The organism is Shewanella litorisediminis (genome assembly GCF_016834455.1).
In the GTDB taxonomy this organism is placed as follows: Bacteria; Pseudomonadota; Gammaproteobacteria; order Enterobacterales; family Shewanellaceae; genus Shewanella; species Shewanella litorisediminis.
In genome coordinates, this window is sequence record NZ_CP069213.1 from 3,662,385 (window position 1) to 3,687,578 (window position 25,194).

At 56.2% G+C, this 25,194-nt stretch carries 21 protein-coding genes; 9 read left to right on the forward strand and 12 right to left on the reverse strand.

The window, feature by feature from the left end; all coding sequences use genetic code 11:
• Window positions 1-71: 71 nt before the first annotated feature.
• Entirely contained in the window at window positions 72-1,427 is a 1,356-nt protein-coding gene (locus JQC75_RS16210; protein ID WP_203325053.1) for a flavohemoglobin expression-modulating QEGLA motif protein, read from the forward strand.
• Between the two features lie 357 nt (window positions 1,428-1,784).
• Here JQC75_RS16210 and JQC75_RS16215 read toward each other — a convergent pair whose 3' ends face one another.
• From JQC75_RS16215 to metB, 7 genes are all read right to left on the reverse strand, one after another.
• Window positions 1,785-3,164 (reverse strand): alanine/glycine:cation symporter family protein, encoded by a 1,380-nt coding sequence (locus JQC75_RS16215; protein WP_203325054.1) that lies wholly within the window; start codon window positions 3,162-3,164, stop codon window positions 1,785-1,787.
• 111 nt (window positions 3,165-3,275) lie between these two features.
• On the reverse strand, window positions 3,276-3,830 hold the full coding sequence (locus tag JQC75_RS16220; RefSeq protein ID WP_203325055.1) for an SRPBCC family protein: 555 nt from the start codon (window positions 3,828-3,830) through the stop codon (window positions 3,276-3,278).
• Window positions 3,831-3,871: 41 nt separating this feature from the next.
• Entirely contained in the window at window positions 3,872-4,072 is a 201-nt protein-coding gene (locus JQC75_RS16225; RefSeq protein WP_203325056.1) for a cysteine-rich CWC family protein, read from the reverse strand.
• Complete coding sequence (locus tag JQC75_RS16230) at window positions 4,073-4,297, reverse strand: hypothetical protein (RefSeq protein WP_203325057.1); 225 nt, start codon at window positions 4,295-4,297, stop codon at window positions 4,073-4,075.
• A 123-nt stretch (window positions 4,298-4,420) separates the two neighbouring features.
• Window positions 4,421-5,311 (reverse strand): methylenetetrahydrofolate reductase, encoded by an 891-nt coding sequence (gene metF / locus JQC75_RS16235; protein ID WP_203325058.1) that lies wholly within the window; start codon window positions 5,309-5,311, stop codon window positions 4,421-4,423.
• Window positions 5,312-5,485: 174 nt separating this feature from the next.
• Complete coding sequence (locus JQC75_RS16240) at window positions 5,486-7,879, reverse strand: bifunctional aspartate kinase/homoserine dehydrogenase II (RefSeq protein WP_203325059.1); 2,394 nt, start codon at window positions 7,877-7,879, stop codon at window positions 5,486-5,488.
• A gap of 13 nt (window positions 7,880-7,892) precedes the next feature.
• Window positions 7,893-9,053, reverse strand: a complete 1,161-nt coding sequence (gene metB / locus JQC75_RS16245; RefSeq protein ID WP_203325060.1) for a cystathionine gamma-synthase — start codon at window positions 9,051-9,053, stop codon at window positions 7,893-7,895.
• Between the two features lie 215 nt (window positions 9,054-9,268).
• Here metB and metJ point away from each other — a divergent pair, with 215 nt between their 5' ends.
• Window positions 9,269-9,583, forward strand: coding sequence for a met regulon transcriptional regulator MetJ (gene metJ / locus JQC75_RS16250; RefSeq protein ID WP_011761279.1), 315 nt, complete (start codon window positions 9,269-9,271; stop codon window positions 9,581-9,583).
• Window positions 9,584-9,646: 63 nt separating this feature from the next.
• Complete coding sequence (locus JQC75_RS16255) at window positions 9,647-10,384, forward strand: sulfite exporter TauE/SafE family protein (RefSeq protein WP_203325061.1); 738 nt, start codon at window positions 9,647-9,649, stop codon at window positions 10,382-10,384.
• Window positions 10,385-10,402: 18 nt separating this feature from the next.
• Here the strand turns inward: JQC75_RS16255 and JQC75_RS16260 are convergent, their stop codons facing one another.
• The 4 genes from JQC75_RS16260 to phsA form a co-directional block, all read right to left on the reverse strand.
• Window positions 10,403-11,596, reverse strand: a complete 1,194-nt coding sequence (locus JQC75_RS16260) for a conjugal transfer protein TraF (protein ID WP_203325062.1) — start codon at window positions 11,594-11,596, stop codon at window positions 10,403-10,405.
• A 139-nt stretch (window positions 11,597-11,735) separates the two neighbouring features.
• Window positions 11,736-12,698 (reverse strand): NrfD/PsrC family molybdoenzyme membrane anchor subunit, encoded by a 963-nt coding sequence (nrfD, locus tag JQC75_RS16265; protein WP_203325063.1) that lies wholly within the window; start codon window positions 12,696-12,698, stop codon window positions 11,736-11,738.
• A 2-nt stretch (window positions 12,699-12,700) separates the two neighbouring features.
• Complete coding sequence (locus JQC75_RS16270; RefSeq protein WP_203325064.1) at window positions 12,701-13,267, reverse strand: 4Fe-4S dicluster domain-containing protein; 567 nt, start codon at window positions 13,265-13,267, stop codon at window positions 12,701-12,703.
• Between the two features lie 13 nt (window positions 13,268-13,280).
• On the reverse strand, window positions 13,281-15,563 hold the full coding sequence (gene phsA / locus JQC75_RS16275; protein WP_203325065.1) for a thiosulfate reductase PhsA: 2,283 nt from the start codon (window positions 15,561-15,563) through the stop codon (window positions 13,281-13,283).
• Window positions 15,564-16,203: 640 nt separating this feature from the next.
• Here phsA and JQC75_RS16280 point away from each other — a divergent pair.
• From JQC75_RS16280 to JQC75_RS16295, 4 genes are all read left to right on the forward strand, one after another.
• Window positions 16,204-16,533, forward strand: coding sequence for a c-type cytochrome (locus tag JQC75_RS16280; RefSeq protein WP_203325066.1), 330 nt, complete (start codon window positions 16,204-16,206; stop codon window positions 16,531-16,533).
• A 137-nt stretch (window positions 16,534-16,670) separates the two neighbouring features.
• On the forward strand, window positions 16,671-18,410 hold the full coding sequence (locus JQC75_RS16285; protein WP_203325067.1) for a DUF3373 domain-containing protein: 1,740 nt from the start codon (window positions 16,671-16,673) through the stop codon (window positions 18,408-18,410).
• A gap of 88 nt (window positions 18,411-18,498) precedes the next feature.
• The gene (locus JQC75_RS16290; protein WP_203327256.1) at window positions 18,499-19,866 is read left to right on the forward strand and encodes a tetrathionate reductase family octaheme c-type cytochrome; all 1,368 of its coding nucleotides are present in this window, start codon (window positions 18,499-18,501) and stop codon (window positions 19,864-19,866) included.
• A 341-nt stretch (window positions 19,867-20,207) separates the two neighbouring features.
• On the forward strand, window positions 20,208-21,329 hold the full coding sequence (locus tag JQC75_RS16295) for a putative sulfate/molybdate transporter (protein ID WP_203325068.1): 1,122 nt from the start codon (window positions 20,208-20,210) through the stop codon (window positions 21,327-21,329).
• Window positions 21,330-21,353: 24 nt separating this feature from the next.
• On the opposite strand, the gene JQC75_RS16300 is transcribed toward JQC75_RS16295, so the two are convergent.
• Window positions 21,354-23,183, reverse strand: a complete 1,830-nt coding sequence (locus JQC75_RS16300; RefSeq protein ID WP_203325069.1) for a sensor histidine kinase — start codon at window positions 23,181-23,183, stop codon at window positions 21,354-21,356.
• Window positions 23,184-23,344: 161 nt separating this feature from the next.
• Between JQC75_RS16300 and JQC75_RS16305 the strand changes: the two genes are divergently transcribed.
• Both JQC75_RS16305 and JQC75_RS16310 read left to right on the forward strand, forming a co-directional pair.
• Entirely contained in the window at window positions 23,345-23,920 is a 576-nt protein-coding gene (locus JQC75_RS16305) for a response regulator transcription factor (protein ID WP_203325070.1), read from the forward strand.
• Window positions 23,921-24,341: 421 nt separating this feature from the next.
• Window positions 24,342-24,830, forward strand: a complete 489-nt coding sequence (locus tag JQC75_RS16310) for a cupin domain-containing protein (protein WP_203325071.1) — start codon at window positions 24,342-24,344, stop codon at window positions 24,828-24,830.
• The last annotated feature ends 364 nt before the right edge of the window (window positions 24,831-25,194 follow it).

Genomic DNA, 25,194 nt, shown 5'->3' on the forward strand with positions numbered 1-25,194 from the left:
CAGCCGCTTAGGTGGTTCTCCATGGCGCTTGTAGCTATGATATTCCCAAGCCGTCCCCAGAGCGTTAATGAATGAACGATGCAAAACTCAGGTACTGTGAACACCTGCGACGCTTTTCCGACCAACTGATCCAGCTGCAAGCGCCCATCAAAATTTTGGATGCCATTAAGTGGCCCAGAGAACTGGAACAGCAATTTTTTGATGCGGGTGCCAGGCAGCTACCGCCAGTAGACAAAGCTTTTTACGACAATCTTCCCCTGCCATTTGATACCCAAGCCACCCAAAGGGCACTCAAATCCCTGAAGCAGGACATCCAAAAGACGCTGGGCAAGGACGATGATCTGGGAAAGCTGCTGGTTGCCAACGTCGACCAATACCGACTGGTTATCGATATGCTGGGCCACAGAGGAACACCCCAATTTGGCAAACTGAGTAAGGTGCTCTATGGCAGCGCCAGCAACAAACTCCATGGCGACAGGCACACACTGAGGCAGTTGGGTGACCGCCTGAGTTATATCTTCTCGCTGCCCGCAGCCGCGCACATGAACAAGCAGCATCCCAAAGAAATAGATGCGGCCAGCGCCGTCGAACACCTGGGCACCCGTCTGGGGCGTTATTTCCACAGTGATGAAATGCGGGTGCGCCTGAGCGACGGTATTGTTTCCGATGCTGCCGTAGGGGGCGACACAGTTAAAATCAACTCCAAAGCCATGTTCAGCAAAGCAGACCTGAATGTGTACGAAGTGCACGAAGGCTGGGTGCATGTGGGCACCACACTGAACGGCCGCGCCCAGCCCCACGCCACCTGGCTGAGCGTAGGCTCCCCCAGGGTAGCGGCGGCTCAGGAAGGGCTGGCAGTGCTGCTGGAGATGTTGACCCTGAGTTCGACGCCGGGGCGCGCCAGACGTATCAGCGATCGGGTAGCGGCAGTGGATATGGCCGAGAACGGCGCCGACTTTATTGAAGTGTATCGCTATTTCCGCGACCAGAATCTGAGCAAAAAAGACAGTTACCGGGTTACCCAAAGGGTGTTCCGGGGCGGCATGGTCGCAGGTGGCAGCTGCTTCACCAAAGACATTTCCTATGTGCGCGGCTATGTGGAAAACGTAAACTTTATCCGCAGCGCCATCGCCGCAGGCATTCCTGAACTCATCCCCATGTTGTTTTTGGGCAAGCTCGCCATCGAGGATATTCCCACGCTGTATCTCGCCTATCGGGAAGGCATACTCACAGGGCCAAGGTATCTGCCGCCCATGTTTGATGACTACAGCGGTCTCTATGCCTGGTTCGGCTTTGCCTCAGGTCTTGGCAACATCAACCTTAAAGGGGTGCAAAGGCACTTTCAGCGGCAATTCCGCTGCCTGCCAAATGTGGAACCCATGTTCCCCACCGTCGAAGACACAGAGCTTGATGCCTCGGCAGAGTAAGCCGGATGCAATAAAAAAGGATGCCATGGCATCCTTTTTTATTGTTCAGGTTCTGACTGTGCAGGCTTAACCAACACGTTCACTGTCGGCATAACCACCCGCTGACCGCCTGTCGGCACACTGACAAAGCGCCTTCGAGCCGGGTTTGGCAGGCCGTGGCGACCAGTTCTGCGAGTCCCTGATGGTGATCCCTGAGTGATGCCCAAGGCACTTCTTCCTGACTCATTCTTACTGACCCATTCTTCCTGACTCAAGAGCGCGACCCCAGTCGCATTGCCTCCCCCTTGTTAACCAGTAAACCTGGCGAACGAACAGCCCGCCAGGTACATGGGCTGCCTCGGCCCCTGGCCTGCGCAGTTACTCCACTTCTACAGATTTAGGGCTTGCCTCATCACTGCTTGAGAAGAACTCCCGGGTCAACTTGAATACCACAGGGCTCAGCAGCGCCAGCGCAATCAGGTTGGGAATGGCCATCATGGCATTGAGGGTATCGGCCAGAAGCCACACAAAGTCCAGTGAACCCATGGCACCCAGGGGCACCACCAGGGTCCAAATCAAGCGAAACGGCATCACCGCCTTCACCCCCAGCAGATACTGGACGCATTTTTCGCTGTACACACTCCAGCCAAGGATGGTGGTAAAGGCGAAAATCGCCAGCGCGATGGCTACTATGTAGTCGCCGATTGGCAGCGCATGGGAGAAGGCATAAGAGGTGAGCGCCGCACCATTTTCACCGGAGGTCCAGGCGCCCGACACCACGATGGCAAGGCCGGTGATGCTGCAGACTATGATGGTGTCGATAAAGGTACCCAGCATACCCACCAGGCCCTGAGTAACCGGGCTCTTGGTTTGCGCCGCAGCATGGGCAATAGGCGCACTGCCAAGACCCGCCTCGTTGGAGAATACGCCGCGGGCAACCCCCATCTGGATAGCCACCATCACAGCGGCACCGGCAAAGCCCCCCTGCGCAGCCACAGGGCTGAAGGCGCTGGAGATAATCAAACTAAAGGCGGCTGGGATTTCACTGGCATACACCACCAACACGGCAAGGCCGGCGGTAATGTAAAAAATGGTCATCAGGGGAACCAGCTTACCCGCCACGATGGCGATGCGCTTAATGCCACCCATCAGCACCAGGCCCACCAGTACCATCATCACCACGCCCGACACCCAGGCAGGCACACCGAAGTTGCTGGTGAGCGCCGATGCCACCGAGTTGGCCTGCACTGTGTTGCCTATGCCAAAACCGGCGAAGGAACCGAACAGCGCAAACGCGGTACCAAGCCAGGTCCATTTGCTGCCAAGACCATTCTTGATGTAATACATGGGGCCACCGATATAGTTGCCCTTTGCATCTACTTCGCGATAACGCACCGCCAGCACGGCTTCAGAATATTTGGTGGCCATGCCCACCAGGGCGGTACACCACATCCAGAACAGCGCCCCGGGTCCGCCCACAAAGATGGCGGTGGCCACCCCGGCGATGTTACCCGTGCCTATGGTGGCGGAGAGCGAGGTCATCAAGGCGTTGAAAGGACTGACGTCACCTTTCACCTCTTTGCCCTGACCGGGAGTTCGACCCGACCACAGTAACCTGAAGCCCTTGCCAAGCTTAAGGATGGGCAACAGCTTGAGCCCCAATGACAGGTAAAGGCCGACGCCGAGGATCATGACCAGCATGGGAATCCCCCACACCAGGCTATTGAGCGATTTTACTAATTCAGATACAGCTTCCATTCAAACCTCGTCGATGCTTTTCTTCTTATTTATCTTGTTCTTCTCACACCCGAACCCGGGTAAGCGCAGCGACCAGATTACAACGAATAGTTAACAATTGGAAAGCCAGAATCATTCAGGCACAGGCGTCGGTGGCCGCTCCAGTATCTGTTTTAAATTGGCAAGGCCGCTATCCAGGTCTTTCAGGATTAAGGACTCTACATCCATCAGGGGAATGAGCAGGTTCATGGGGTAAGCCATATGGCCAACAAAGCCCCAGGTTACCAGGGTACTGCCATCTTCAATGGGCTCAGTGATGAGATAAGCCTTGTCATTGGAGGCAAAGGGCTCGATAAATCTCAGGGCATAGTCAATGCGTTTGCCGGGCACCATGGCCATGATTTCCTGCTCGCCTTTGCCCACTTGCGGATTGCTGCTCTCCCAGGCACTGACAAAACCGGGCTCGCCATCGGTGCCGGTAAAATGCTGCTGCATGTTGGGATCCATCCTGGCCCAGACGCTGAATTCATCCTGATGTTTTAACAGTCTGATGTAGTCGAAGACTTCGTCAACCGGACGGTCGATGGTGCGGCTGACACTGACCTCATAATCCGACTTGATAAACAGTGCCGCGATAAAGGGGGCGGCTATCAGCAGCAACATCAGGATAAGGAATTTTTTCAACATAGCGGGCTCCGGCTCCGGTGATTGCGGTACGGCCAACTCCGCTACTTCACCTGTTTTAAGCCCAATTTCTCGACTTTGGCAAGTCTCTCGGCGCAGCGCTGGCACAGGCACGAAGACATGACTTCGGGTAATTGCTTGGGAAAAGGAGCGCCCAGACACCAGCACGTGTCAATGGACTTACCGTTTTGCACGGCACAGTCATTGTTGTTCTGGCAAAGAGGGCACTGGTTGGGGTTAGTCATTCAAGGTCGCTGGCGGTAGCAATGCTTCAAGGTCTGCAACCGATACAAGAGGCTGCCAAGGGAGAGAAGCGCATAAATGAGCACCGCACTCCACAGCAAAACCCCTGATGGATTATCTGGTCGCAACTGCAAGAAAAATAAAGCAACAATAATGGATAACGAGATTATCAGCTTAACCACATCCATGGGAAGCTGCTGCTCGAGCAAACGGATTTTATCGTTCATGGTGTTTGGCCTCCTTGTCCATCACCCTAAAACCTCAGCACCTAAAACCTTAGCGTAAGCACCGCCAAAAACCAAAAGGGCTCCTTCAAAAAGGAGCCCTGCCTGGCCTGTTTCGGGTGAAAATCAGTCCTGCCTGGGACGTACCCCCAGGGTATGACAAATGGCGTAACTGAGTTCGGCACGGTTCAGGGTGTAGAAGTGGAAGTCCTTCACCCCTTCACGGGCCAGTACCTTCACCATATCGATGGCCACGTTTGCACCCACCAACTGACGGGTGGCGGCGTCATTTTCCAATCCCTCAAACTGGCGGTGCAACCACCCCGGAATGCTCACATTGGTCATGGCGGCGAAGCGCTTGAGCTGGGTAAAGTTGGTCACCGGCAGAATACCCGGTACGATTTCCACATCGATGCCTGCGGCCACGCAGCGATCGCGGAAGCGCAGATAGGACTCTACGTCGAAGAAAAACTGGGTGATGGCACGGTTGGCACCGGCATCGATTTTACGCTTGAGATTCACCAAATCCGCCTGGGCATTGGCGGCCTCAGGATGCACTTCAGGGTAAGCCGCCACCGAAATATCAAAGTCGGCAACACTCTTCAGCAAACGCACCAGATCGGCAGCAAAACGGGTTGGTTTGGGGCTGCCGGCAGGCAAATCACCACGCAGTGCAACAATATTGCGAATTCCCTGATTCCAGTAGTTTTTGGCCAGAGACAACAGCTCTTCGTCGCTGGCATCCACCAGGGTCAGGTGCGGGGCGGCAACCAGTTGGGTTTCTTGCTGGATACGCTCGATTACACCATGAGTGCGGTCACGCACGCCGGAGTTGGCACCATAGGTCACAGACACAAACTTGGGATTCAGCGGTTCGAGGCGGCGGATAGAGTTCCACAGGATCTGTTCCATTTCAGGGGTTGAGGGTGGGAAAAATTCGAATGACACATTGATATCGCCAACCTCAGCCAGATTCTGGTTCAGTGAGTTTGCGTGTTGTGCGTGATGAAATGCCATTGATAACTCCCTCAATTCTTTAAATGGACGTTTGGACGTCTATATGGCCATATACTAGAGATTCCCGTCCCTAAGTCAAGTTAAAAAATGGCCCGATCTTGTCCTTTTCGCGAACAGAAGGCGGAAAAAACACAGGGACTCAAAAGAGTCCCTGTTATTCAATATGTTACAAAATCATTCCTGTAAGAGATCCCGACAGATCTGCACCAGATCTGACTGAACAGCTGCGGCAGTTACCTCACGGCCAGCGCCTGGCCCTCGAATAATCAAGGGATTACCCTGATAGAAAGTACTGCGGATCACAAACACATTATCACCCGGGGTGAGATTGGCATAAGGGTGAGCCCTATCAACCCACTGCAAACCTACGCGGGCCGTCAGTTGACCACCGGCTCTGTCCAGTGCTGCGATATAGCGCAGCACCTTGCCCTCGGCCGCTGCAGCGGCCAGTGCTTCTGCCATGGGGGTATCGAGTTCATCAATGCGGGCAAGAAACTCATCCAGCGGCAGCTCCGCCAGATGCTGGGGCACAGGGGACTCCACCTCAATATCATCCAGCTCCAAATCCAGGCCGATTTCCCGCGCAAGGATGAGCAGCTTACGCTGCATATCGCGACCAGAAAGATCGTCCCGGGGATCCGGCTCAGTGATTCCAAGACCACGGGCCTCAATCACCAATTCCGAGAACGGACGCTGGCCGTCATAGTGCTCAAAAAGCCAACAAAGCGTACCGGAAAAAATCCCCCCCACGGCCTCAACGCTGTCACCACTGTTGTGCAAATCGTTGAGCGCATGCTGCACAGGCAAACCGGCACCACAGCTGGCGTTGTAGCGCCAATAGAGTCGACGGTTACCCAGTTGCTGCTTGAGATCGCGATAAAAGGGCAAGGGGCCTGAGCCTGCCAGCTTGTTTGCGCTGACCACATGTATGCCACGGGCAAAGAATTCAGGGTATTGGAGTGTCAGGCTGGCACTGGCACTGATATCCAGCGCAACCAGCTCATCGCAATTGAGCGTCGACAAGGCATCGAACAACTGCTCGTACTGCCAGTCGGTGGCGTACTCCTCAAACTCGGTTTTCCAGTTATCCAGGTGCACACCGGTATTATTGATGTAGGCGCGGGATGAACTGACCAACCCCACCAGTTCAATACGGGCTTCGAGTTCACGGCACAAACTGCTTTGCGCCCGGCGAAACAGGCTGACCCAGGCTTCGCCGATATTGCCCACGCCAAGGAGGATAACCCCGATACGTTTGCGCGGCCCGGCGCAGCGGCGATGCACCTTTTGCGTCAGCAGGTTTACCTGTGACTTGGGTACCAGAGTCACCAAACTCAGACCGTCCTGATACAGGGGTTTGGCTTCGCGACTGAGCAGCCGGGCAAAGCTCCTGCGATAAAGCACAGCATCGGCACTCACCAATGCCACCAGACCAAAATCATCGCTTACAGTCACTTCACCCAGCGCATACGCCTCTGAGTTAGCTTTTAAAAAGGCACTTACCTGCTTAAGATTTTCCGGGGTATACGCCAGCTCCACCCCTCCACGGGAACCCTGCCAATTTGCCAGCGGTGTTAAGCCCGAGGCAGACAGCGCCGCCACCAGGTCATCGGCGTCGCCCTGGGTTGTGAGGCTAAAGAGCGCCACTTCGCAGAGGTTAGTCACCACGGGGGCACTGGCCTGAGAGCTGGTTGGGGCAACCAAAGTGAAGTCGGTGTGGGGCGCATAGCTTGAGCGCACCGCCATGCTCACCTGAGTATTAAACAGTGGCTGCAGAGTACGGCTGTGCAGCACAGGCGAACCCAGACGTGCCAGACGGTCTGCCTCAGCCAGGGACATGCTCTTGAGCAGCTTGGCATCATTAATCTTGTTCGGGTCGGCGTTGAACACCCCTTCCACATCGGTCCAAATGGTGACCCGTTCGATATCCGCCAGACTGGCAATCAGGGTGGCGGAAAAGTCTGAGCCGTTGCGACCGAGCAGCAGGGTTTCACCGGCGGGGTTTGCGCAGATAAACCCCGTGATAACGATGCGTTCGTTTTCATGTTCGGCCAGCATGGCCGCCACTTTTGCACGGGATTCCTGCTCACGGATATTGGGCACAGCCCCTTCATCGGCCACCAGTATGCTGCAGGCATCCACATGGCTTGCTGCCACGCCGGATTCACGCAACAGCGCCGCCATCAGCCTGGCAGACCAACGCTCACCAAAGCTCACCACATGGCTGGTCTGGTAATCGTTCAGGGTATCCAGTGATAAGAGGCTGACCAGCTGAGCCTTATCGGTGGACAGACGCTCACGCAGATAACGGGCCTGCTCGGCACTCAGTAACTGCTCAATCAGGTTTTGCTGATAACTTATCAGTACCTGTAACTCTTCCTGCCACAGCGCTTTGGCATCACGCAGCGAAAGCAGCTTATACAAAAAGTTGGTGGTTTTACCGGCGGCGGACACCACCACCAGGTCGTCGCTGTGTCCCTGAGTCAACAGGATATGGGCCACGCGGCGGTAACAATCGGCATCGGCCAGACTGGAGCCACCAAACTTATGCAAATGACAACGCGCCATCACTGACTCCTATTCAACAGGCTGCTACGGCAGCCAGGCCGGCTTTGATATCGGCCACCAAATCTTCTGCATCTTCAATCCCCACCGACAGGCGCAGCAGGGTGTCTTTAATTCCGGCCTCGGCGCGGGCTTCTGGCACCATGGCCCTGTGGGTCATGGTGGCGGGCACGGCCACCAGCGACTCCACGCCGCCCAGGCTTTCGGCCACACTGAAGTGCTGTAAGGCTTCGAGGAAGGCCACCACTTCTTTTTCTCCGCCCACCAGTTCAAAACTCAGCATAGCGCCAAAGCCTTTTTGTTGCCGCGCGGCAATGTCGTGGCCCGGGTGGTCGGCAAGGCCCGGGTAATACACCTTGCTCACCTGGGGGCTGTTTTTCAGTACTTCCACTATGCGCTGGGCATTGGATTGATGCTCACGTACCCGCACGCCGAGGGTACGAATGCCACGCAGGGTAAGATAGCTGTCAAAGGCGCTGCCAGTAAGGCCCAGGGTGTTGGACCACCAATGCAGGGTCTCCCCAAGCTCGGCATCTTTGGCAATGACGGCGCCGCCCACCACATCGCTGTGACCGTTGATGTACTTGGTGGTGGAGTGGATCACTATATCGGCGCCCAGCAGCAAGGGTTGCTGCAAAATCGGTGACAGGAAGGTGTTGTCCACCACCACCAGGGCGCCGACCTTGTGGCTGGCGTCACTGATGGCCTGAATATCCAGCACCCGCAGCAGTGGGTTGGATGGGGTTTCGAGCCACACCATGCGCGGCTTTTGGGCTATGGCCTGCGCGAGCGCAGCCTCGTCAGTCTGGTCCACTACCGCCAGCTTAAAGGCGCCTTTTTTGGCGAGGTTGGTAAAGAGGCGATAGCTGCCACCGTAACAATCGTGGGGCACGACCAGGAGATCGTCCGGCCCCAGGAGGCTGGTCACCAGAGTAATGGCGGCCATGCCGGTGCACGTAATAACGCCGGTCGCACCCTGCTCCAGTTCTGCCAGAGCCTCGCCCAGAATACAGCGGGTCGGGTTACCCGAGCGGCTGTAGTCGAATTTACGCGGATTCTTGTGACCATCGAAGGAATAATTGGTCGATAAATAGATGGGAGGAACCACGGCACCGTGCTGGGTGTCGCTCTCTATGCCTTGACGCACCGCGATGGTGGCTGCTTTGCGCTGTGTCATTCTGTACTCCTCCGATGTTACCGCACGGAAATAAAGATGTCTGGACGGCTAAATTTACCTAAGCACTGTCGACAGGTCAATAGGCATCAAGACGTTTAGACGTCTAAACGTAAGAAAATCTATTGATGTTTGGGGTGATTTCGCAGCAATAATTTGACTGTAGTTTGTAAGGGTTTAAAATCTGCTGCGAATTTTGGAATAAATCAGGTGAGTCAATGACTGAGTGGAATGGCGATTACATCAGCCCCTATGCTGAGCACGGCAAAAAGAATGAGCAAGTGAAAAAGATCACCGTGTCCATTCCTTTAAAAGTGTTGAAAATCCTCACTGACGAACGTACCCGTCGCCAGGTTAACAACCTTCGTCACGCCACCAACAGTGAATTGCTGTGTGAAGCATTTTTGCATGCCTACACCGGCCAGCCACTGCCAAACGACGATGATCTGTCCAAGGACAAACCCGACTCTATCCCTTCAGAGGCCAAGAAGCTGATGGATGAGATGGGCATCGAATGGGAAGACATGGAGTAAGCCTCCCTTCCACACCAGCACAAGGACCCCGCCGGGTCCTTGTGTCGTTTCAGGAGTTGGTAAATGTTGTCCGATCCTCTCACTCTGGTGTTGGCGCTGCTGATTATTTTCAGTGGCGCCCTGATCCAAAGCCTGATTGGTTTTGGGCTTGCCGTGGTTGCAAGCCCGCTGCTGTATCTGGTTGAGCCCGAGCTGGTACCTGTCCCTGTTATCCTGATGGGCTTTTCCATTGCCCTGCTTACGTTACTCAGGGAGCGCAGCGCCCTTGAGTTTGCCGGTCTTCAATATGCCCTGCTGGGGCGAGTTCCCGGCGGCATCCTCGGTGCCGGCCTGCTGCTGATGGCACCCCAATCCATATTGGGTCTTGCCATTGCCGTGATTGTGGCGCTGGCCGTGATGCTGAGCCTGATGAAAATCAGCGCACCTATCAACCGCCTGACTCTGTTTATTGCTGGCACGGTTTCCGGCGTTTTTGGCACCATAGCCGCCATTGGTGGACCGCCAATGGCGATTCTGTTGGCAGGAAAAGATCCCAACAAGTTCCGAGCGGCCCTGTCGGCATTTTTTATTTTCAGCTCATTGATTGCCTTGAGTATTCTGGCATTTGCCGGCCTGGTTACCGCGGCACAGCTCCAGTGGTCACTCATTCTGTTGCCCGCGGTATTTTGCGGCTATTGGGTCGCAGGTCGCCTTCTGGGACGGGTCGATAAACAAAAAACCAGAGTCGCGACCCTGGTTCTTTGTTCAATCAGTGCACTGGTGCTGGCGACCAAGTCGCTGCTCGCCCTGCTGGCAAGCTAATGCCAAACCTCTTGCGACTCAGAAGTGATAGGAACTTTGCAGTACTGCGCCCAGGGTATCCTGTTCTCCCCACATGCCGGCCAAATCCAGTTTAAAGCCAGACCCTATCTGAAAGCCGGTACCGAACGAATAAAGATCTGCCGTCATGTCATTGAGATCCTGACGGTAACCCACCCGCAGCGATAGCCAGTCCAGCGCCTGCCACTCGGCTCCCAGACGCCAATATTTGGTGCCCTCCAGCCCAACAAACTTCTCATTGTCCATCAGGTCCAGGTCTGAGCTCAGCTGCCAACTGCCAGTTTGAAACGCGGCACCAAAGGTGACCATGGGCCCGGCCCGGTATGTCGCACTGACCCCTTCTGACTCTATGGTATCCAGCTCACGCTCAATCAGGTTCCGGCCCACCAGCCCCAATGTCAGTCCTTCCATGGGCATCATGGCAATACCGGCATCCAAATTAAACCCTGAGTCGTCGTTACGATAGTCGTCGCTGTCAAAATCACCGGCATCGAAATTGTTGGCACTGACGGCATAGTTAAAACTGTCGAGCCGCTGCAGTTTAGGGGTCAGGCCTACGGTAACGGGCATATTGACTATGGATAACGGCAAACTGACCGAAAGCGCCAGTTCAGATGAGGCACCGGCAATCACCCGTCCCTGGGAGGTTAAGTCTTCCAGTGCCGGGGGAGCCTGCGGATCCAGGGCTTCCAAAAGTTGAATATCGGCATCGCTGATATCGGCTAAGGCAATCCCATCAATGTAGCTGCGGTAATACACACCCCAGCTTATTCCCTTGGTAGGCATGGCAAAACTGAATCCAATACCGCCAGAGGCATAAGCGGTATTGCCGTCCAGTCCGCGCAAATCACCCAGCAGCGCCTGACGAAAACTGTCGATGGCAGCTGCGTCACCGCGGTTAATCGCCGCATCCAGGCCATCGTAGTTGTCTTCGAGGGTATCGAACTTGTCGGTCATGTTGTCCTTGTCAGACACCTCGGCCCCAAGCACAGGAATAAGCAGCCCGAAATCCCCTTCGGTATAACCGGGCAGAGACAGGAGCGCCGGGTTCATCCAGGGTGCGGCCTCCAAACTGGCCGACGCCACACCCGTGCCCCCCAAGGCATCACTGCGGGCTTCAAATACATCCTGGGCAGCAAAACTGTATGGGCAGAGTATCAGCCCCAATGAGGCTGCGATGGGTTTCATCTTCATGCTGTTCTCCCTGATTTTTCTATTTTTGACCCGGCAACAGTCATATAAAAGCGTAGTTCAGGGCGGAACAAAGGGCGGCGATATCATCATAAAAAAAGCCCGCAAACGCGGGCTTTTTTCTACTAATCGATTAGCGCAATCAGGACAGATAAGATTGACCGGCGTAAAGGATGAAATGCCGAAGCGCAAGTACCCCAATCAGGCTGGCACAGGCCGCTGTCACCATCACGCTGCGACCATGTTTTCCGCTAAGACGCATCAGCAGCGGCACACCAAAGCCGATGGCGACCACCCCAATCCAGAACACCGATGCCCAGAGCCCGTCCGAGAGTGACGCCAGCGCCGCTGCCGCTGCGCCGCCTTTAAAGTAAAGCGCGGTAAACAGCATAAACAGGAACAGCATTTCCATGCCCATCACAGGCAGTTCAAAGGCGTGCTGACGCTCAAGGTCGCCCGAGGGTTCGCCGGTATGCTTATCGCCGCCAAACATCAGTACCGCCAGTAAGCTGTTGGCCGCCGCGCCCGCCGACAGGCCAGACACCAAAAACAGCGCAGGCAGCACCGCGGTATTGAGCATCGGATACGCATTCATGGCGGAAATCAGGAAGCCGGTATAAGCCCCCACCACCAGCGACAGCACAAAGAGCGCACCTTCAAGCATGCCGCGAAGCTTGCCAAGGCTATCGGCAAGGCCAGCGAGGAAGCCCAGACCACACTTTGGCAGCTCATCTCTGAACACCACCAGGGCATAGGCAAAGGTCAGCGGAATGTAAGCCAGGAGCGCTATCACCCCAATCGACATCACGGAGCTTAAGTTGTAGTTAATCAAAATCAGCCAGAAGTGGAACGGCTTGGTCAGGTCAAACACCAGACACAGCATCCCAAGGCAAATGGCGATGGGCGCAATCAAGGCAGCGGCCTTGAGCACGGCGCTTTCAGCACGGCTCTGGCCACCTCCCTGGGTTTGGCCGCGATACCAACGCAGACCAATCCCCATCAGCAAACTGCCCGCCGACAAACCGGCCATAAAGAGGTACACCGCAATCACCCAATGCCAGGTAATGCCGTCGTACTGACTCATATCACCCCAGATATTGTTCATAATCAGATACCTCCACGCTTGGCTGGAATACGGTACAGCCTGGGTTTGGTGCCAAGATGTGTCTTGTCCTGATAGCTCACCTTGGTGGCAAGCAGTTTGGATACCTCGCTGCCTGGGTCGGCCGCATCACCAAAGCACAGGGCATCGGTGGGGCACACAGTCACACAGGCGGGTTGTTCACCCCGGGCAAGACGGGTTTCTTTACAGAAGTTGCATTTATCGGCCACCCTGGTTAGGGGGTTCATAAAGCGCACCTTGTAGGGGCAAGCTGCCACGCAGTACATGCAGCCCACGCACTTGTCGGCCTTGATGGACACAATGCCATCGTCGCCCACATAGGCGGCGCCCGTGGGGCACACCTTGACGCAGGGCGCATCTTCACACTGCTGGCACGACACCCGGTTGTACTTGAAGTGCAAATGGGGTGCCTCGCCGAAGGGGCCTTCGATGCGAACCTGCAGACGGCTCACGCCATCGGGTACCTGATTGATGCTGCGACAAGCCACGCTGCAGGCCTGACAGCCGATGCACTTGTTCTCGTCGTGCACCATTACATATCTTTTGCTCATAGTCCGGGCCCCCTTATGCCTTTTCCAGGATCACACCCGTGGTGTGCACGTTCATGCCGCAGACCGGCGCCGTCACATTGGGCAGCAGGTTTCCACAGTGAATACCCTTGCCGGTGGCGCGCACCAGCTCGCGATTCTTCGACCCAAACCCCATGTAAGCAAACACGGTATCCGGACGAATGCCCTTGGTGACCAGCGCCTTGCCCTCTTCCACACCCACGCTGGATTTAAGCCGGATGGCATCACCATCCTTGATACCCAGCGCCTCGGCGGTGCTGGGATGCACCCATACCGCGTTGTCCGACATCAGGTTGGCCAACATGGGGATGTTGTGTGTGGCACCATTGGTGTGCACCGCCACCTTGCCCTGAATGAAGTAGAGTTCATCCGGCTGTTTTAAGGTCACGGGTCGGTATTGGATGCCGCCACGGCCCGGGGCCATGGCTTCCACCTTGGGGCTCACCAGCTCAATCCGGCCACTGGGGGTTTTGAACTTGAGCAGACTGGCGTAGCTGCCATCCTCATCCGCGGCATGGGCGCCGGGGTAGGCGGCCACAAAGTCCTGCACCATGGATTTTTCACGCAGCATCAGCGGTTTGCCATAGCTGACAAAGCCCTTCTCCTTGATGTGATTCAAAAGCGCGACATCCTTGTTGGTCTGCAGCAGTTGCAGGGTTTCCATGTTCTCCCAGGGGTAGTACTTTTCCATGCCCATCTTGAGGCCCAGCTCGCGGAAGATTTGCCAGGAAGGCTTGGTATCGCCAATCACGTCCACCACCCGCTGACGCACGTAGTAGCCGGGGCTCTTGCCGGACTTGTCGCTGATCTCTTCATCCCGCTCAAGGTAAGTTGACTCGGGCAGAATAAGGTCGGCCCAGGCGGCGGTCTCGCTGATATACACATCCACCACGGCCACAAAATCGAGCTTTTTCATTGACTCAACCACCTTGGCGCGGTCGGTCATGGTTTGCATCGGGTTAGTGCGGCACATCACCCAACCGTGCAGCTGATAGGGTTTGGCCTCCAGGGTTGCATCGATAACCGACTGATAAATGCCGCCTTCGCTCCACATCATGGCGTACTGCTCGTCCACCTGATCGATGCGCTTTGCGGTTGGCTTTGGCATGTCGGCCACGCCGGGTTTACCCAGTACGGGGGCTACGGCTTCACCGGCCAGCTTGTTGTAACCGGCCGCCTTTTGGCCGAAGTAGAGGCCGCCCTTGCGCTCAAAGTTACCAATCAGCACGTTGGCCGCATACAGAGCCCGGCGCATATCAAACTCTTCCGGGGTGAAGGTGGCACGGTGACCAAAGTCCACCACCGCATGGGGCGCGGCCTTGGCAAATTCCCGGGCGATGCGGCGAATGTCTTTGGCGGGTACATCGGAAATGGCTTCTGCCCACTCGGGGGTATAGGCGCTGACTTCGGCGGCAAAGGCCTCGAAGCCTTCCACATAGCGCTCGATAAAGGCTTTGTCGTAAAGGTTTTCGCTAATCAGCACATGGCACAGTGCCAGCGCCACCGCCACATCAGAGCCGGGGCGAATGGCGTACCACTCGTCGGCCTTGTCGGCCACGATGGAGAAGCGTGGCTCAAACACCACCAGCTTGGCGCGCTTGTCGGTTTGCGCCTTCATCATGGCGCGGGTTTCGGACATATTGATACCTTCGTAAAGGTTATGGCCGAAGTTGATGATGTATTTGGAATTACCCAGATCCCGCTTCACCTTGCCACCGAACATGGCATTGGCCGCTATCACATAAGCGCCGGGGCAGGTGGAGGCATGGGTAAAGGTGTTGGGGCTGCCAAAGGCCTTGGCAAAGTGGAACAGATGGCCCGAAAGCGACCCGGATTTGGAGGAGAAAGCCACGGCTTCGGCGCCGTGTTCGCGGCGAATTTGCTCAAGCCGCTGGGCCAGGATGCTGTAAGCTTCGCTCCACTCAATTTCCTGCCACTTGCCCTCACCGCGCTCGCCGACACGCTTCAGAGGCTTCACCAACCGCTGTGGATCGTACAGCAGGCTGTGTCCGGCGCCGCCCCTTGCACACACCTTGCCGCCAAAGGATTTGGCTGCGGCGTTGCCTTCGATGTACACGGCCTTGCCATCCAGCACCCGCGCCGAAATCGGGCAACGGGTGGAGCACATTTCACAAATACTCGGAATGGCTTTTTCGCTGCCACTGAGGGGCTGTGCCCCCATGGCCGCCAGCGTCCCCGGCAATGCCGTGGCCAGGGCGCACCCCGCTCCGGCCGCACCGGCACCTTTGAGAAAGTCGCGCCTGCAGAGCTCTATCATGGTTTCCTCCAAATGCCCAAAGGGCAGAATGGGATTAGCGTTATCGTTCTTCTGTGGCGAATGACAGGCATTCACCGGCTAATGCCATTGTCGGCAGGGCGTATTGGCAGGGATATTGTGGAAAACCACATAGCGCGCCCCTTTGTGATGCAGGCAACACTAATAAGCTCTCCCTGGGAAAAGGAAGCCTTGAGACAGGAGCGTTGGGGAAATGGGGTAACAGAGAGACTTGGGGGATTGGCAATCGACCGAGGCGGTCAGCTTGATGCTCACGGTTCACTGAAATTGACATGCTGAACAAGGCCGTTAACAAGTCAGCGAAATCGGGTTTCACCCCCTAAAGAGGTAGTTAAGGGAAGGGTGAAGTTCAAAAGTGTCACATGGATCACACGTCGTTAACCAGTGTTTCACGCCCAACATCAACAATCACTTAAATAAAAATCATCTATTTTTCTGTAGGTTAATAGATATTCATTAGATTTTTTTCAATGAAATTTTTATCAATTAGATAATTTTCATGGATCTGATCCACTTCAAATTTCTCCGTGTCGTCCTTTGTTAAATTTTAGCCAACAGGAAAACGAGGGAGCCAGGCTCCCCGCTCAGGGAAGAAAACCAGCCAACCCGCGAAAGGAAGATGATGATGAAAACCACCCACTCCATTGGCCTTGGACTGCTCCTTGGCCTGATCCTCGGCAGCAGCGCTCTGGCTGCAGACGGCGGCAATCCCAAGAAAGGCAAACATCTCTACAAAAAAGAATGCAAAACCTGCCACAGCAAAGGCGACGCTGCCGGTGAACTCACGCCCATGAGCAAAACCATGGCTCAGTGGGACAGATTCTTCGAAAAGGATATGCACAAGGGCAAACCCGAAGTATTCCAAAAGCTGTCTGAGCAGGAACTGAAAGACGTACAGCAGTTTCTCTATGACCACGCTGCCGACTCGGACCAACCGCAAACCTGCGGCTAAGCCCAAGGGCTGAAGTCTAGCCCGCCAATAACGGGCAACCACCAGAAAAATATTCCCGGGTTGCGGGACACATGGGGCAAGCCCCAGGGCCTTGTACAACCCAAATTCGACCGGCATGACCGGTCAGGAGCGTGAGTATGCGTACCCTTATCTCTCTGGCAGTAGCAAGTGCACTGGGATTCACTCCCCTGCTGTTTACCCCTCAGTCGCTGGCCGCTGACAACACAGCAGCAAACGATCAGGCCAAGATTGAGCGTCTGCAACAAAAAATCGATGAACTGTCGGAAGAACTGGCTGACCTCGATACCCGAGTCAATAAAACCGAGCGCCACACAGCGCTGGACAGAATTACTTTCAGCGGCGACTTTCGAACCCGGGTTCACTCGCTGCACTACCGGGACGTGACCTGGAACCCCGGCATCAAGATGAACTTTGATGACTTTGGCCGCCGTGCCATGGCCGGTGAATATGGCGATCCCATGGATCCCACCTCCCCCCTTGGCAAGATGATGGCCGCCAACCCGGATCTGGCCGCCGCCTTTATGGGTGGGCAACTGGCCGGTGTTATGCCCTGGGCCCTTGGCAGCACAAACACCTACGATATCGACAACGATCTTTTTTACACCACCCGACTGCGCCTCGATATCAAGGCCAATGTGTGGGAAAACGTGAACTTTGCCGGTCGCCTGTCCATGTACAAAAACTGGGGCGACTCCACCGGGGTACAGGTATTTGACTCCTGGCGCTCCTTCTCCATGGACGGCACCAACTCCGGTAATACCAGTGGCGACTGGCTTAGGGTAGAGCGTGCCTATTTCGACTGGAAAAACATCGGTGGCAGCGAGTTCTATCTGTCCATCGGCCGTCGCCCTTCAACCTATGGCCCACCGTCTCACATCCGCGAAAACGAGCAGCGCGGCGGCACGCCGTCTGGCCACCTGGTGCACTTTAACTTCGATGGCGCCACCCTGGGTTATAACCTAGGCGAAATCACCGGTATCGAAGGCCAGGTGGTACGCTTCTGCTACGGCCAGGGATTCGAATCCCAGTGGGGTAACGGCGAACTCTTTGGCAATCTGGTCACAGAAGACACCCACCTCGGCGGCTTGAATATCGATGTCATTAACGATGGCAACCACTTCGTGCAGCTCACCCTGTTCGGTGCCAAGGACATCAACGATGGCTTCAAGGGTTCCATGGCGTTCCCCAATGAGCTGGCCGCGATTTTTGCCCCCACCATGTACCAGGACATGCAAAAGTTCGACAGTTTTAACTTTGTCACCCGGGTACAGCCCAGTGGTGTGATTGGTGACATGTTCCTGGGCGGCCTCGGCTACGTGTATGAATCCGATGACGACTTCAAAGCCTTTGCCTCTCTGGGCTGGACCCGCGCCGAGTCAAACGGCAATGCCGGCATGTTTGGTGGCCTGCTCACAGACGCCACCTTTACCGGCAAGCTCAGCGCCGATGGCAGCGAGCTGATGATGGTGCCTCTGGCGGCCGAGAGTGATGCGTCCCACGACGGCTACGGCGTTTATATCGGCATGCAAATGCCCGCCCCTGGCGGCAAGTTTGGCCTCGAGTACAACTATGGTTCCAAATACTGGAGCCCCTTCACCCAGGCCCAGGATGACCCCATCGGCAGCAAGCTCGCCACCCGCGGCCATGTGGTTGAGGCTTACTACCTGTTCGAGGTCAATCCACGCATGTTTATCAAGCTTGCGGGTCTCTACTACGACTACGAGTACACAGGCTCGGGCACCCCGGTTGGCGCCCCCGCGAAGGTGGATGATGTGATGGCTGGCAGTGCCGTATCCCTGCTGCCGGTAGTGGATACCGCCATGGACCTCAACGCCTCACTCACAGTGAAGTTCTAACCTCATCAGGCCCCGGCACTGCCGGGGCAGGAGTTTGACCATGAGAACAGTTTTGTCCCAATGGGCCCTCGCCCCACTTTCCGGCCTGATGATGCTGGGCAGCGGCATGGCAGTGGCCGACAATCCCCATAAGGAAGCCATCGAAGGCCCCTTCGCCGCAGGCACCGAGGTGACTCAGCAGTGCCTGGCCTGCCACGAAGATGAAGCCCACGACTTTATGAAAACCTCCCACTGGAGCTGGAGCCTGACCCAGGAGCTGCCCGGCCGCACGGTGGAGCGGGGTAAAAAGAACGCCATCAATAACTTCTGTACCTCCATCGCCGGTAACGAGCCACGCTGCACAAGCTGCCACGCGGGTTACGGTTGGAAGGACAGCAGCTTTGATTTCTCCGACGCCTCCAAGGTGGACTGCCTGGTGTGCCACGACACCACGGGCACCTACATTAAAGACCCCGCAGGCGCCGGTGAGCCGCTGGCCAAGGTGGATTTGGAAAAGGTGGCCAAAAATGTCGGCAAGCCAGTGCGCGATAACTGCGGCAGCTGTCACTTTTACGGTGGCGGCGGTGATGCGGTGAAGCACGGGGATCTGGACTCTTCCATGGCCTACCCGGACAAGACCACCGATGTGCACATGGACTCAGACGGCAACGACTTCCAGTGTCAGGCGTGCCACACCACAGAGTCCCACGCCATCAGCGGCAATGCGATGGGCGTATCTCCCGGCGGTATCGACCACATTGGCTGTGAAAACTGCCACGACGGCGCACCGCACAAAAACAAGAAGATCAATGAGCACACGGCCACTGTGGCCTGCCAGACCTGCCACATCCCCTTCTTCGCCCGTAACGAAGCGACCAAGATGAGCTGGGACTGGTCAACTGCGGGACAAGACAGGGAAGAAACCCTGGACGAGTACGGCCGCAAAACCTTCCAGAAGAAGAAAGGCAGCTTTACCTGGGGCAAGATGGTTAAGCCTGCATACGCCTGGTACAACGGCAAGGCCGGTGCCTACATGGCAGGCGACCCCATCAAGGCCGATGAAGTGACCCGCCTTTCCTATCCTCTCGGGGATATTCAGGATGCGGGCGCGAAAATCTACCCCTTCAAGGTGCACACAGGTAAGCAAATCTATGACAAGAAACACAATATTCTTGCCACTGCCAAAACCTATGGTGCCGGTGGTTACTGGACCGAGTTTGACTGGGATAAAGCCGCCAAACTGGGGATGGAAGCCAACCCCACGCTCACAGCCAAAGGTATCAGTTACAGTGGTGAATATGGCTTTGCACCCACTGAAATGTGGTGGCGAATCAACCACATGGTGTCACCAAAAGAGGAAGCCCTCAAGTGTAATGCCTGCCACAATGGCGGCGACCGTCTCGACTGGAAAGCCCTGGGGTATGAAGGCGACCCGATGAAAACCAAACAGGGACCGAGACACAACAAGGCCAAGTGACGCAATCTGCTCACCGGCACAACAAGGGGCCTGGCAAGCAGGCCCCGAGGTTCATCACCCTCCCGCCGGGGATAAACGGCGGCATCTTTGCAACAGATTCCAGGCACTCGCTCCTGCCTGAACCGGTTCTCTCTGAGTACCGGTTTTTTTATTGGCTGAGCCCCCGGCGAACAGCATCAAAAAGTCACAACAATCCAAGACTTGAAGATAACCAGGGTCAAGTTGTCCCAGGCCTTGTTATAACCCTGGAGTCTTTGTGACTTTGACCGCCTGCCATGGCGTTTAAAGCTGGCATTACCCTTGCTGTATAAGAGGCAATAGTCACACATCAGGCAAGCTGCATGCGCCCATGTCCCCCAATCAGGCTCACCGAATTTACCGGTGCTTTTGCCGATTTGGGTACCTTTCTGCCACTGGTCCTCGGCCTTATCGCGCTCAACCAATTTTCGCCCCAGGGGATTTTCCTCGGCTTTGGCCTGTTCGCCTGTGCCACCGCGCTCTTTTATCGCCGCCCCATTCCGGTACAGCCCATGAAGGTAATAGCGGCTCTGGTCATCGCCCAGCAGCTCACGCCGGGCATGATGCAGGCCAGCGCCATGCTGATGGGTATCATACTCCTGGTGCTGGCGGCCTCCGGTGCCATCAGCTGGCTGGCACGGCAAATTTCCCAGGCTATCAGCGTAGGCATTCAGCTCGCTATTGGGCTGCAACTCTTGTGGATGGGGCTTAAGATGATGGCCGACGCCCCTGTACTGGGCTTTGGTGCCTTCGCGCTGATTTTTGCGTCCCGCTTCTTACCCGTAAGATACCTCGCCATGCCCCTGGTCATCCTGCTCGGCATGCTGTGGCAGTATCACAGCGGCGCCGCAATGAGTCAGAGCTTTAACAACACCCCATGGCAACTTGCCTGGCCCGATGCTTCCGATTGGGGCGCGGCCGCCACCTTGCTGGTATTGCCCCAGTTGGCTCTGACGCTGACCAATGCGGTGATTGCCACCTCTGTGATGGCCAAAGACAAGTTCCCCGACGATGCCAAGCGCTTCAGTACCAAGGCGCTGGCCACCAGCTCGGGACTGGCCAATTTGCTGTTGAGCCCCTTTGGCGCGGCGGCCATGTGCCACGGCGCAGGAGGTCTCGCGGTGCAGTACCATTTTGGCGCAAGGCAACTGTGGGCAGGGCTTATTTTCGGGACAGGCTGCCTGGTGATAGCCCTTGGCTGGAATGAACAGATAGCCTGGCTGTTGGGGCTTATCCCCATGGCTATCCTGGGTAGTCTGCTCTCCACCGCCGGGCTGCAACTTGCCTGGTCCAAACGCTTTCTCGATGGCAGGCCTTACTGCCTGTTTGTGATTGGCGCCACGGCGATTGTCAGCCTCGGGGTCAATGCCGCCGCCGGACTGGCAGCGGGCATGCTGCTGGAATTGGGCCGCCGTCAGTGGCTCAATCAGAGGCAACCGGGCTAAGCCGAAAAGAGCGTGCCCGCTGATTTACACCGGCTCTTCATCTGCCATCAGCGGCAACCACACGGTGACCCGGCAACCAGGGCCATCGCGGCGGTTTTCCAACTGAATATGGCCGCCGTGCTGATTGACTACATCACGGCAGATTGCGAGCCCAAGGCCCAACCCTTCGTCTTTGGTGGTGGCAAAGGAGAGCATCAGCTCGGCCGCCTCAGCCTTAAGACCACTGCCGTTATCCAGCACCTCCAACCGCAGCCAGCGCACCCTGGCCACGCTGCCGGGTTTACTCGCATCAAAATCCAGGGTGATCTGTATCTGCCGTCCGTCAGGCCTGGCGTCCATGGCATCGAGGGCATTTTTCAGCAGATTAACAAGCAGCTGACTGAGGCCAACTGCGTCCCCAAAAAGCGGCCGCTCTTCTCCCTGCTGGGCCAGTATCAATTGCACCCGCTGCTGCTCAAAGGGGCGCTGAAACAGAGCCTGCGCCTCACTGAGCAGCGAGCTCATATACACCGCCTCCTGATTGGCTCGGCGGCGGCGCAGCAGGCTGCGAATGCGATGCACCACGGCCCCGGCACGCATAGACTGGCGATTGATTTTACCCAGCACCTCTTCCACCTCCTGCAAACGCTGCTCTGTACTGGCCTGCCCCTCCTGTTTCAGCGCCATCAAACCGCCCTCGCTGTATTGGGTGATGGCGGCGATAGGTTGATTGAGTTCGTGTGCAAGGCCCGCTCCTATCTCCCCCAAAATGGCGGCACTTTGCATCCGCTCCAGCATCAGCTCTCTGTCTCTTAGGGTGCGCTCTGCCGCAATCAGGCTGTCGCTTTTTTGCCGAAACTTATATTCGAGCCACAGGTGGTAAACCATGCCACCAAACAGAAACAACACCGCACTGACGGCATATTCGAGATTGGCCTTAAGCCAGGCGCGCACCAACTCCAGCGGCCGGGTGCTGTTGCCATGGAGCAGAAGCTCCTCATACAGGCGAATGACGGTAAGCTGACTGATGGGGGCGGTCCAGCCCAGCGTGCGGGCCCGTATGGCAGCCTCTGAGTCTGAGGGCAACTCAAACAGTGCCTTGGTCACCATCTGGGTGATGCGGGCGGGTACCTTATCGGAAGCGGCAAAGGACCAGTTTGGGTACAAACTGGTGCTGATTTCACAGTCATAACCTTCCGGACGCATGCTGTTGAGCACCCGAAAATCCTCCCGGCGCACCAGGCCCGAGTCCACCATTTCCTCCAGGGTGCAGTAAGGCGTAATGGCGCCATCCACCATGCCATCGCGCACCTGATACACCAGCGGCTCCAGCGGAAACCCCAAAAAACGCACATCGGCAAAAAAGTTGCGCGCATCCAAGCCGCGGCGATTCAACAGGCCAATGGTGGCCTGATAACCGCCGAGCGCCTGAGGATCGGAGGCCACGATGCGAGCCCCTTCGAGCTGTTCGATATGCTGCACCGGACTGTCGCTGCGCACTATGATGGTGGAGCCAATGGCGTAGGTGGCACCGTTATGCTTGCGGCTGCGCATGGTGGCAAGCCAGGAGAGGGGCATTTCATTGGACAGGCTCAGGTACTGGCCGGGATTGGTCACAATAAATTGGATGCGCAAGTCCAGCAGCGACTCGCGCATGGCATCAAAGTCCAGCGGTTCGACTTCAAAACGAATGCCGGGCACCCTGTCCGACAAATAGTTCATCATGGGTTGCCAGCGCTGTTTCGCCTCACCAACACCATGATTGGCCAATACCCCGACCCGGAACACGGCTTCGATGGGGTCATCGCCCATCTCGGCATCGGTCGCCAGAGCAGACAGGGGCCACAATAACAAGCACAGCAGCAATGACTTCATCTCATTCCTCCACAACACATTGTGCCTTGGGCAGAGGGATGCCAACGTGAATCGCCCCACAGAAAATACTCTGCGGGCGTGATCCATCGCCAAAACCGAGCAAGCAGACTTGAGCCCTTCTCAACACTTTTCTAGGCTGGTAAAAAACGCGGGAGTACTTTATGCGCCTGTATCTGGTGGACGATGATGAAGCCATTCGGGATTCACTGACCTACATGCTGGATCAGTGCGGTCGGCAGCTAACCAGCTTTGCCAGCGCCGAAGCCTTTCTGGCACAAGCAGACATAACCCAGCCCGGCTGCCTTATTCTGGACAGCCGTATGCCCGGTCTCAGCGGTGAAGCGCTGCAACATGAACTGGTGAATCAGCAAAGTCCCCTTGGGATTATCTTTCTTACCGGACACGGCGACCTGCCCATGGCACTGGCCGCGTTTCGCGAAGGCGCCTGCGATTTCTTTCAAAAACCGGTTCAGGCCGCACCTTTGTGTGATGCCATCGACAAGGCTGAGGCCGAAAGCCAGCGACGCTACGAGGTAGCAGGGCTCAGGTTGAAACTTGCCCGGCTCAGTGAGCGGGAAGCCCAGGTACTGCGGCTGCTAACCGATGGACTTACCAACAAGCAAATTTCAGAAACCCTTTACCTGTCGCTCAGAACCATTGAAGTACACAGAGCCAGCATGATGAAAAAGCTTGGGGTACACAATCTGGCAGAGCTGGGGCGTTTTGCCTGCCGCTGAGGCCGGATTGGTGAAATGAAGAAGTGCAGTGTCTGCCAGCCAACATAGGCTGGCAGAACGACCCGTTAGCCCTGTGTGGAGAACAGAGACATCAGGAGCAATAGACCTGTTACCCGTGCGGCACCGGCAGACTGAGGCCGAGCTTGCTTGGTATGGCTTTTTTGCTGTGTTGGTTTTGGCATGATACACCTGTGGGGTTTAACGCAATGCCCGGTTGGGCGATGCAAATTACAGCAGTTTCCACTGGCAAAAACAAGGGTTCAACGCACACTTTGTGCAATATAATCAACGTGTTAAATTATATTTACCACTTTGTTACACGCTTGATCCTGCACAACTTTTGACCACACCAGATTCATTGCCAAATTTATCAGCCGTGTAACAATAAGCCTCTATTCCTCCAGTCTGAGCAGCCGCGCCGATGAAACCCCTTATCAACCTTAATAACCTCACCAATGGCCAAAGCAGCAGCCAGGGAATCTATGGCGAAACCTATTTTGTGGTGAGCGAGCTCATCGGGGCCAAACGCCTTGGCTACAGCGTCTCTGTGGTGCCGCCGGGTAAACGGGTTTGTCCCTTCCACAACCACAGGGTCAATGAAGAAATGTTTTTGGTGCTTGAAGGCACCGGCACCCTGAGGTTTGGCGAACAAAGTTACCCCATAGGCCCCATGGACATCATCGCCTGCCCTCCGGGCGGGCCTGAGGTCGCCCATCAGATAATCAACAGCGGCAGCACAGATCTCAGATATCTGTGCCTGTCGACTGTGGATCCGGTGGAGGTATGCGAACAACCGGACTCCGACAAACTACTGGTGTTCACCGGCCCACAGGAGGCGCGAACACTACGCCACGTATGCCGCAAACAGGATGCTGTGGACTACTGGGAAGGCGAACACGCCGGGGATTGACGCCCTTCAAACCTGCAGCTCTGCCTCTGGGATAAACCGGATAACCGTCCGCAGCTTCAGAGACCCGCCAGCTTCAGAGACAAGGCAGTATCAGAGACTCGCCACTAAAACCACCCTACCGGACACCGGCGATATCGGCATAAAGCACCTGGTCTGTGGCGGGCTCGCAGAGGCATGCTGCGGCCCTGATGACAAAACCCCGTTTTGGGGACGGGGTTTCGAAGAGAAGTTCACCATTTACCCAAACGACATGGGTTATGGTCGCGCACATGCCCGTAAAACGCCTGCACATCCAGCCTGCGGTAAGGCTCAGAATTTCATACCGCATGGTCCAGCTTGGGCAGCGTTCAAAAACGCCATCATC

Coding starts and splice junctions, on each gene's coding strand:
- JQC75_RS16210 (WP_203325053.1), top strand. CDS start 72: ATGAACGATGCAAAACTCAGGTACTGTGAACACCTGCGACGCTTTTCC.
- JQC75_RS16215 (WP_203325054.1), bottom strand. CDS start 3,164: ATGGAAGCTGTATCTGAATTAGTAAAATCGCTCAATAGCCTGGTGTGG.
- JQC75_RS16220 (WP_203325055.1), bottom strand. CDS start 3,830: ATGTTGAAAAAATTCCTTATCCTGATGTTGCTGCTGATAGCCGCCCCC.
- JQC75_RS16225 (WP_203325056.1), bottom strand. CDS start 4,072: ATGACTAACCCCAACCAGTGCCCTCTTTGCCAGAACAACAATGACTGT.
- JQC75_RS16230 (WP_203325057.1), bottom strand. CDS start 4,297: ATGAACGATAAAATCCGTTTGCTCGAGCAGCAGCTTCCCATGGATGTG.
- metF (WP_203325058.1), bottom strand. CDS start 5,311: ATGGCATTTCATCACGCACAACACGCAAACTCACTGAACCAGAATCTG.
- JQC75_RS16240 (WP_203325059.1), bottom strand. CDS start 7,879: ATGGCGCGTTGTCATTTGCATAAGTTTGGTGGCTCCAGTCTGGCCGAT.
- metB (WP_203325060.1), bottom strand. CDS start 9,053: ATGACACAGCGCAAAGCAGCCACCATCGCGGTGCGTCAAGGCATAGAG.
- metJ (WP_011761279.1), top strand. CDS start 9,269: ATGACTGAGTGGAATGGCGATTACATCAGCCCCTATGCTGAGCACGGC.
- JQC75_RS16255 (WP_203325061.1), top strand. CDS start 9,647: ATGTTGTCCGATCCTCTCACTCTGGTGTTGGCGCTGCTGATTATTTTC.
- JQC75_RS16260 (WP_203325062.1), bottom strand. CDS start 11,596: ATGAAGATGAAACCCATCGCAGCCTCATTGGGGCTGATACTCTGCCCA.
- nrfD (WP_203325063.1), bottom strand. CDS start 12,698: ATGAACAATATCTGGGGTGATATGAGTCAGTACGACGGCATTACCTGG.
- JQC75_RS16270 (WP_203325064.1), bottom strand. CDS start 13,267: ATGAGCAAAAGATATGTAATGGTGCACGACGAGAACAAGTGCATCGGC.
- phsA (WP_203325065.1), bottom strand. CDS start 15,563: ATGATAGAGCTCTGCAGGCGCGACTTTCTCAAAGGTGCCGGTGCGGCC.
- JQC75_RS16280 (WP_203325066.1), top strand. CDS start 16,204: ATGATGAAAACCACCCACTCCATTGGCCTTGGACTGCTCCTTGGCCTG.
- JQC75_RS16285 (WP_203325067.1), top strand. CDS start 16,671: ATGCGTACCCTTATCTCTCTGGCAGTAGCAAGTGCACTGGGATTCACT.
- JQC75_RS16290 (WP_203327256.1), top strand. CDS start 18,499: ATGATGCTGGGCAGCGGCATGGCAGTGGCCGACAATCCCCATAAGGAA.
- JQC75_RS16295 (WP_203325068.1), top strand. CDS start 20,208: ATGCGCCCATGTCCCCCAATCAGGCTCACCGAATTTACCGGTGCTTTT.
- JQC75_RS16300 (WP_203325069.1), bottom strand. CDS start 23,183: ATGAAGTCATTGCTGCTGTGCTTGTTATTGTGGCCCCTGTCTGCTCTG.
- JQC75_RS16305 (WP_203325070.1), top strand. CDS start 23,345: ATGCGCCTGTATCTGGTGGACGATGATGAAGCCATTCGGGATTCACTG.
- JQC75_RS16310 (WP_203325071.1), top strand. CDS start 24,342: ATGAAACCCCTTATCAACCTTAATAACCTCACCAATGGCCAAAGCAGC.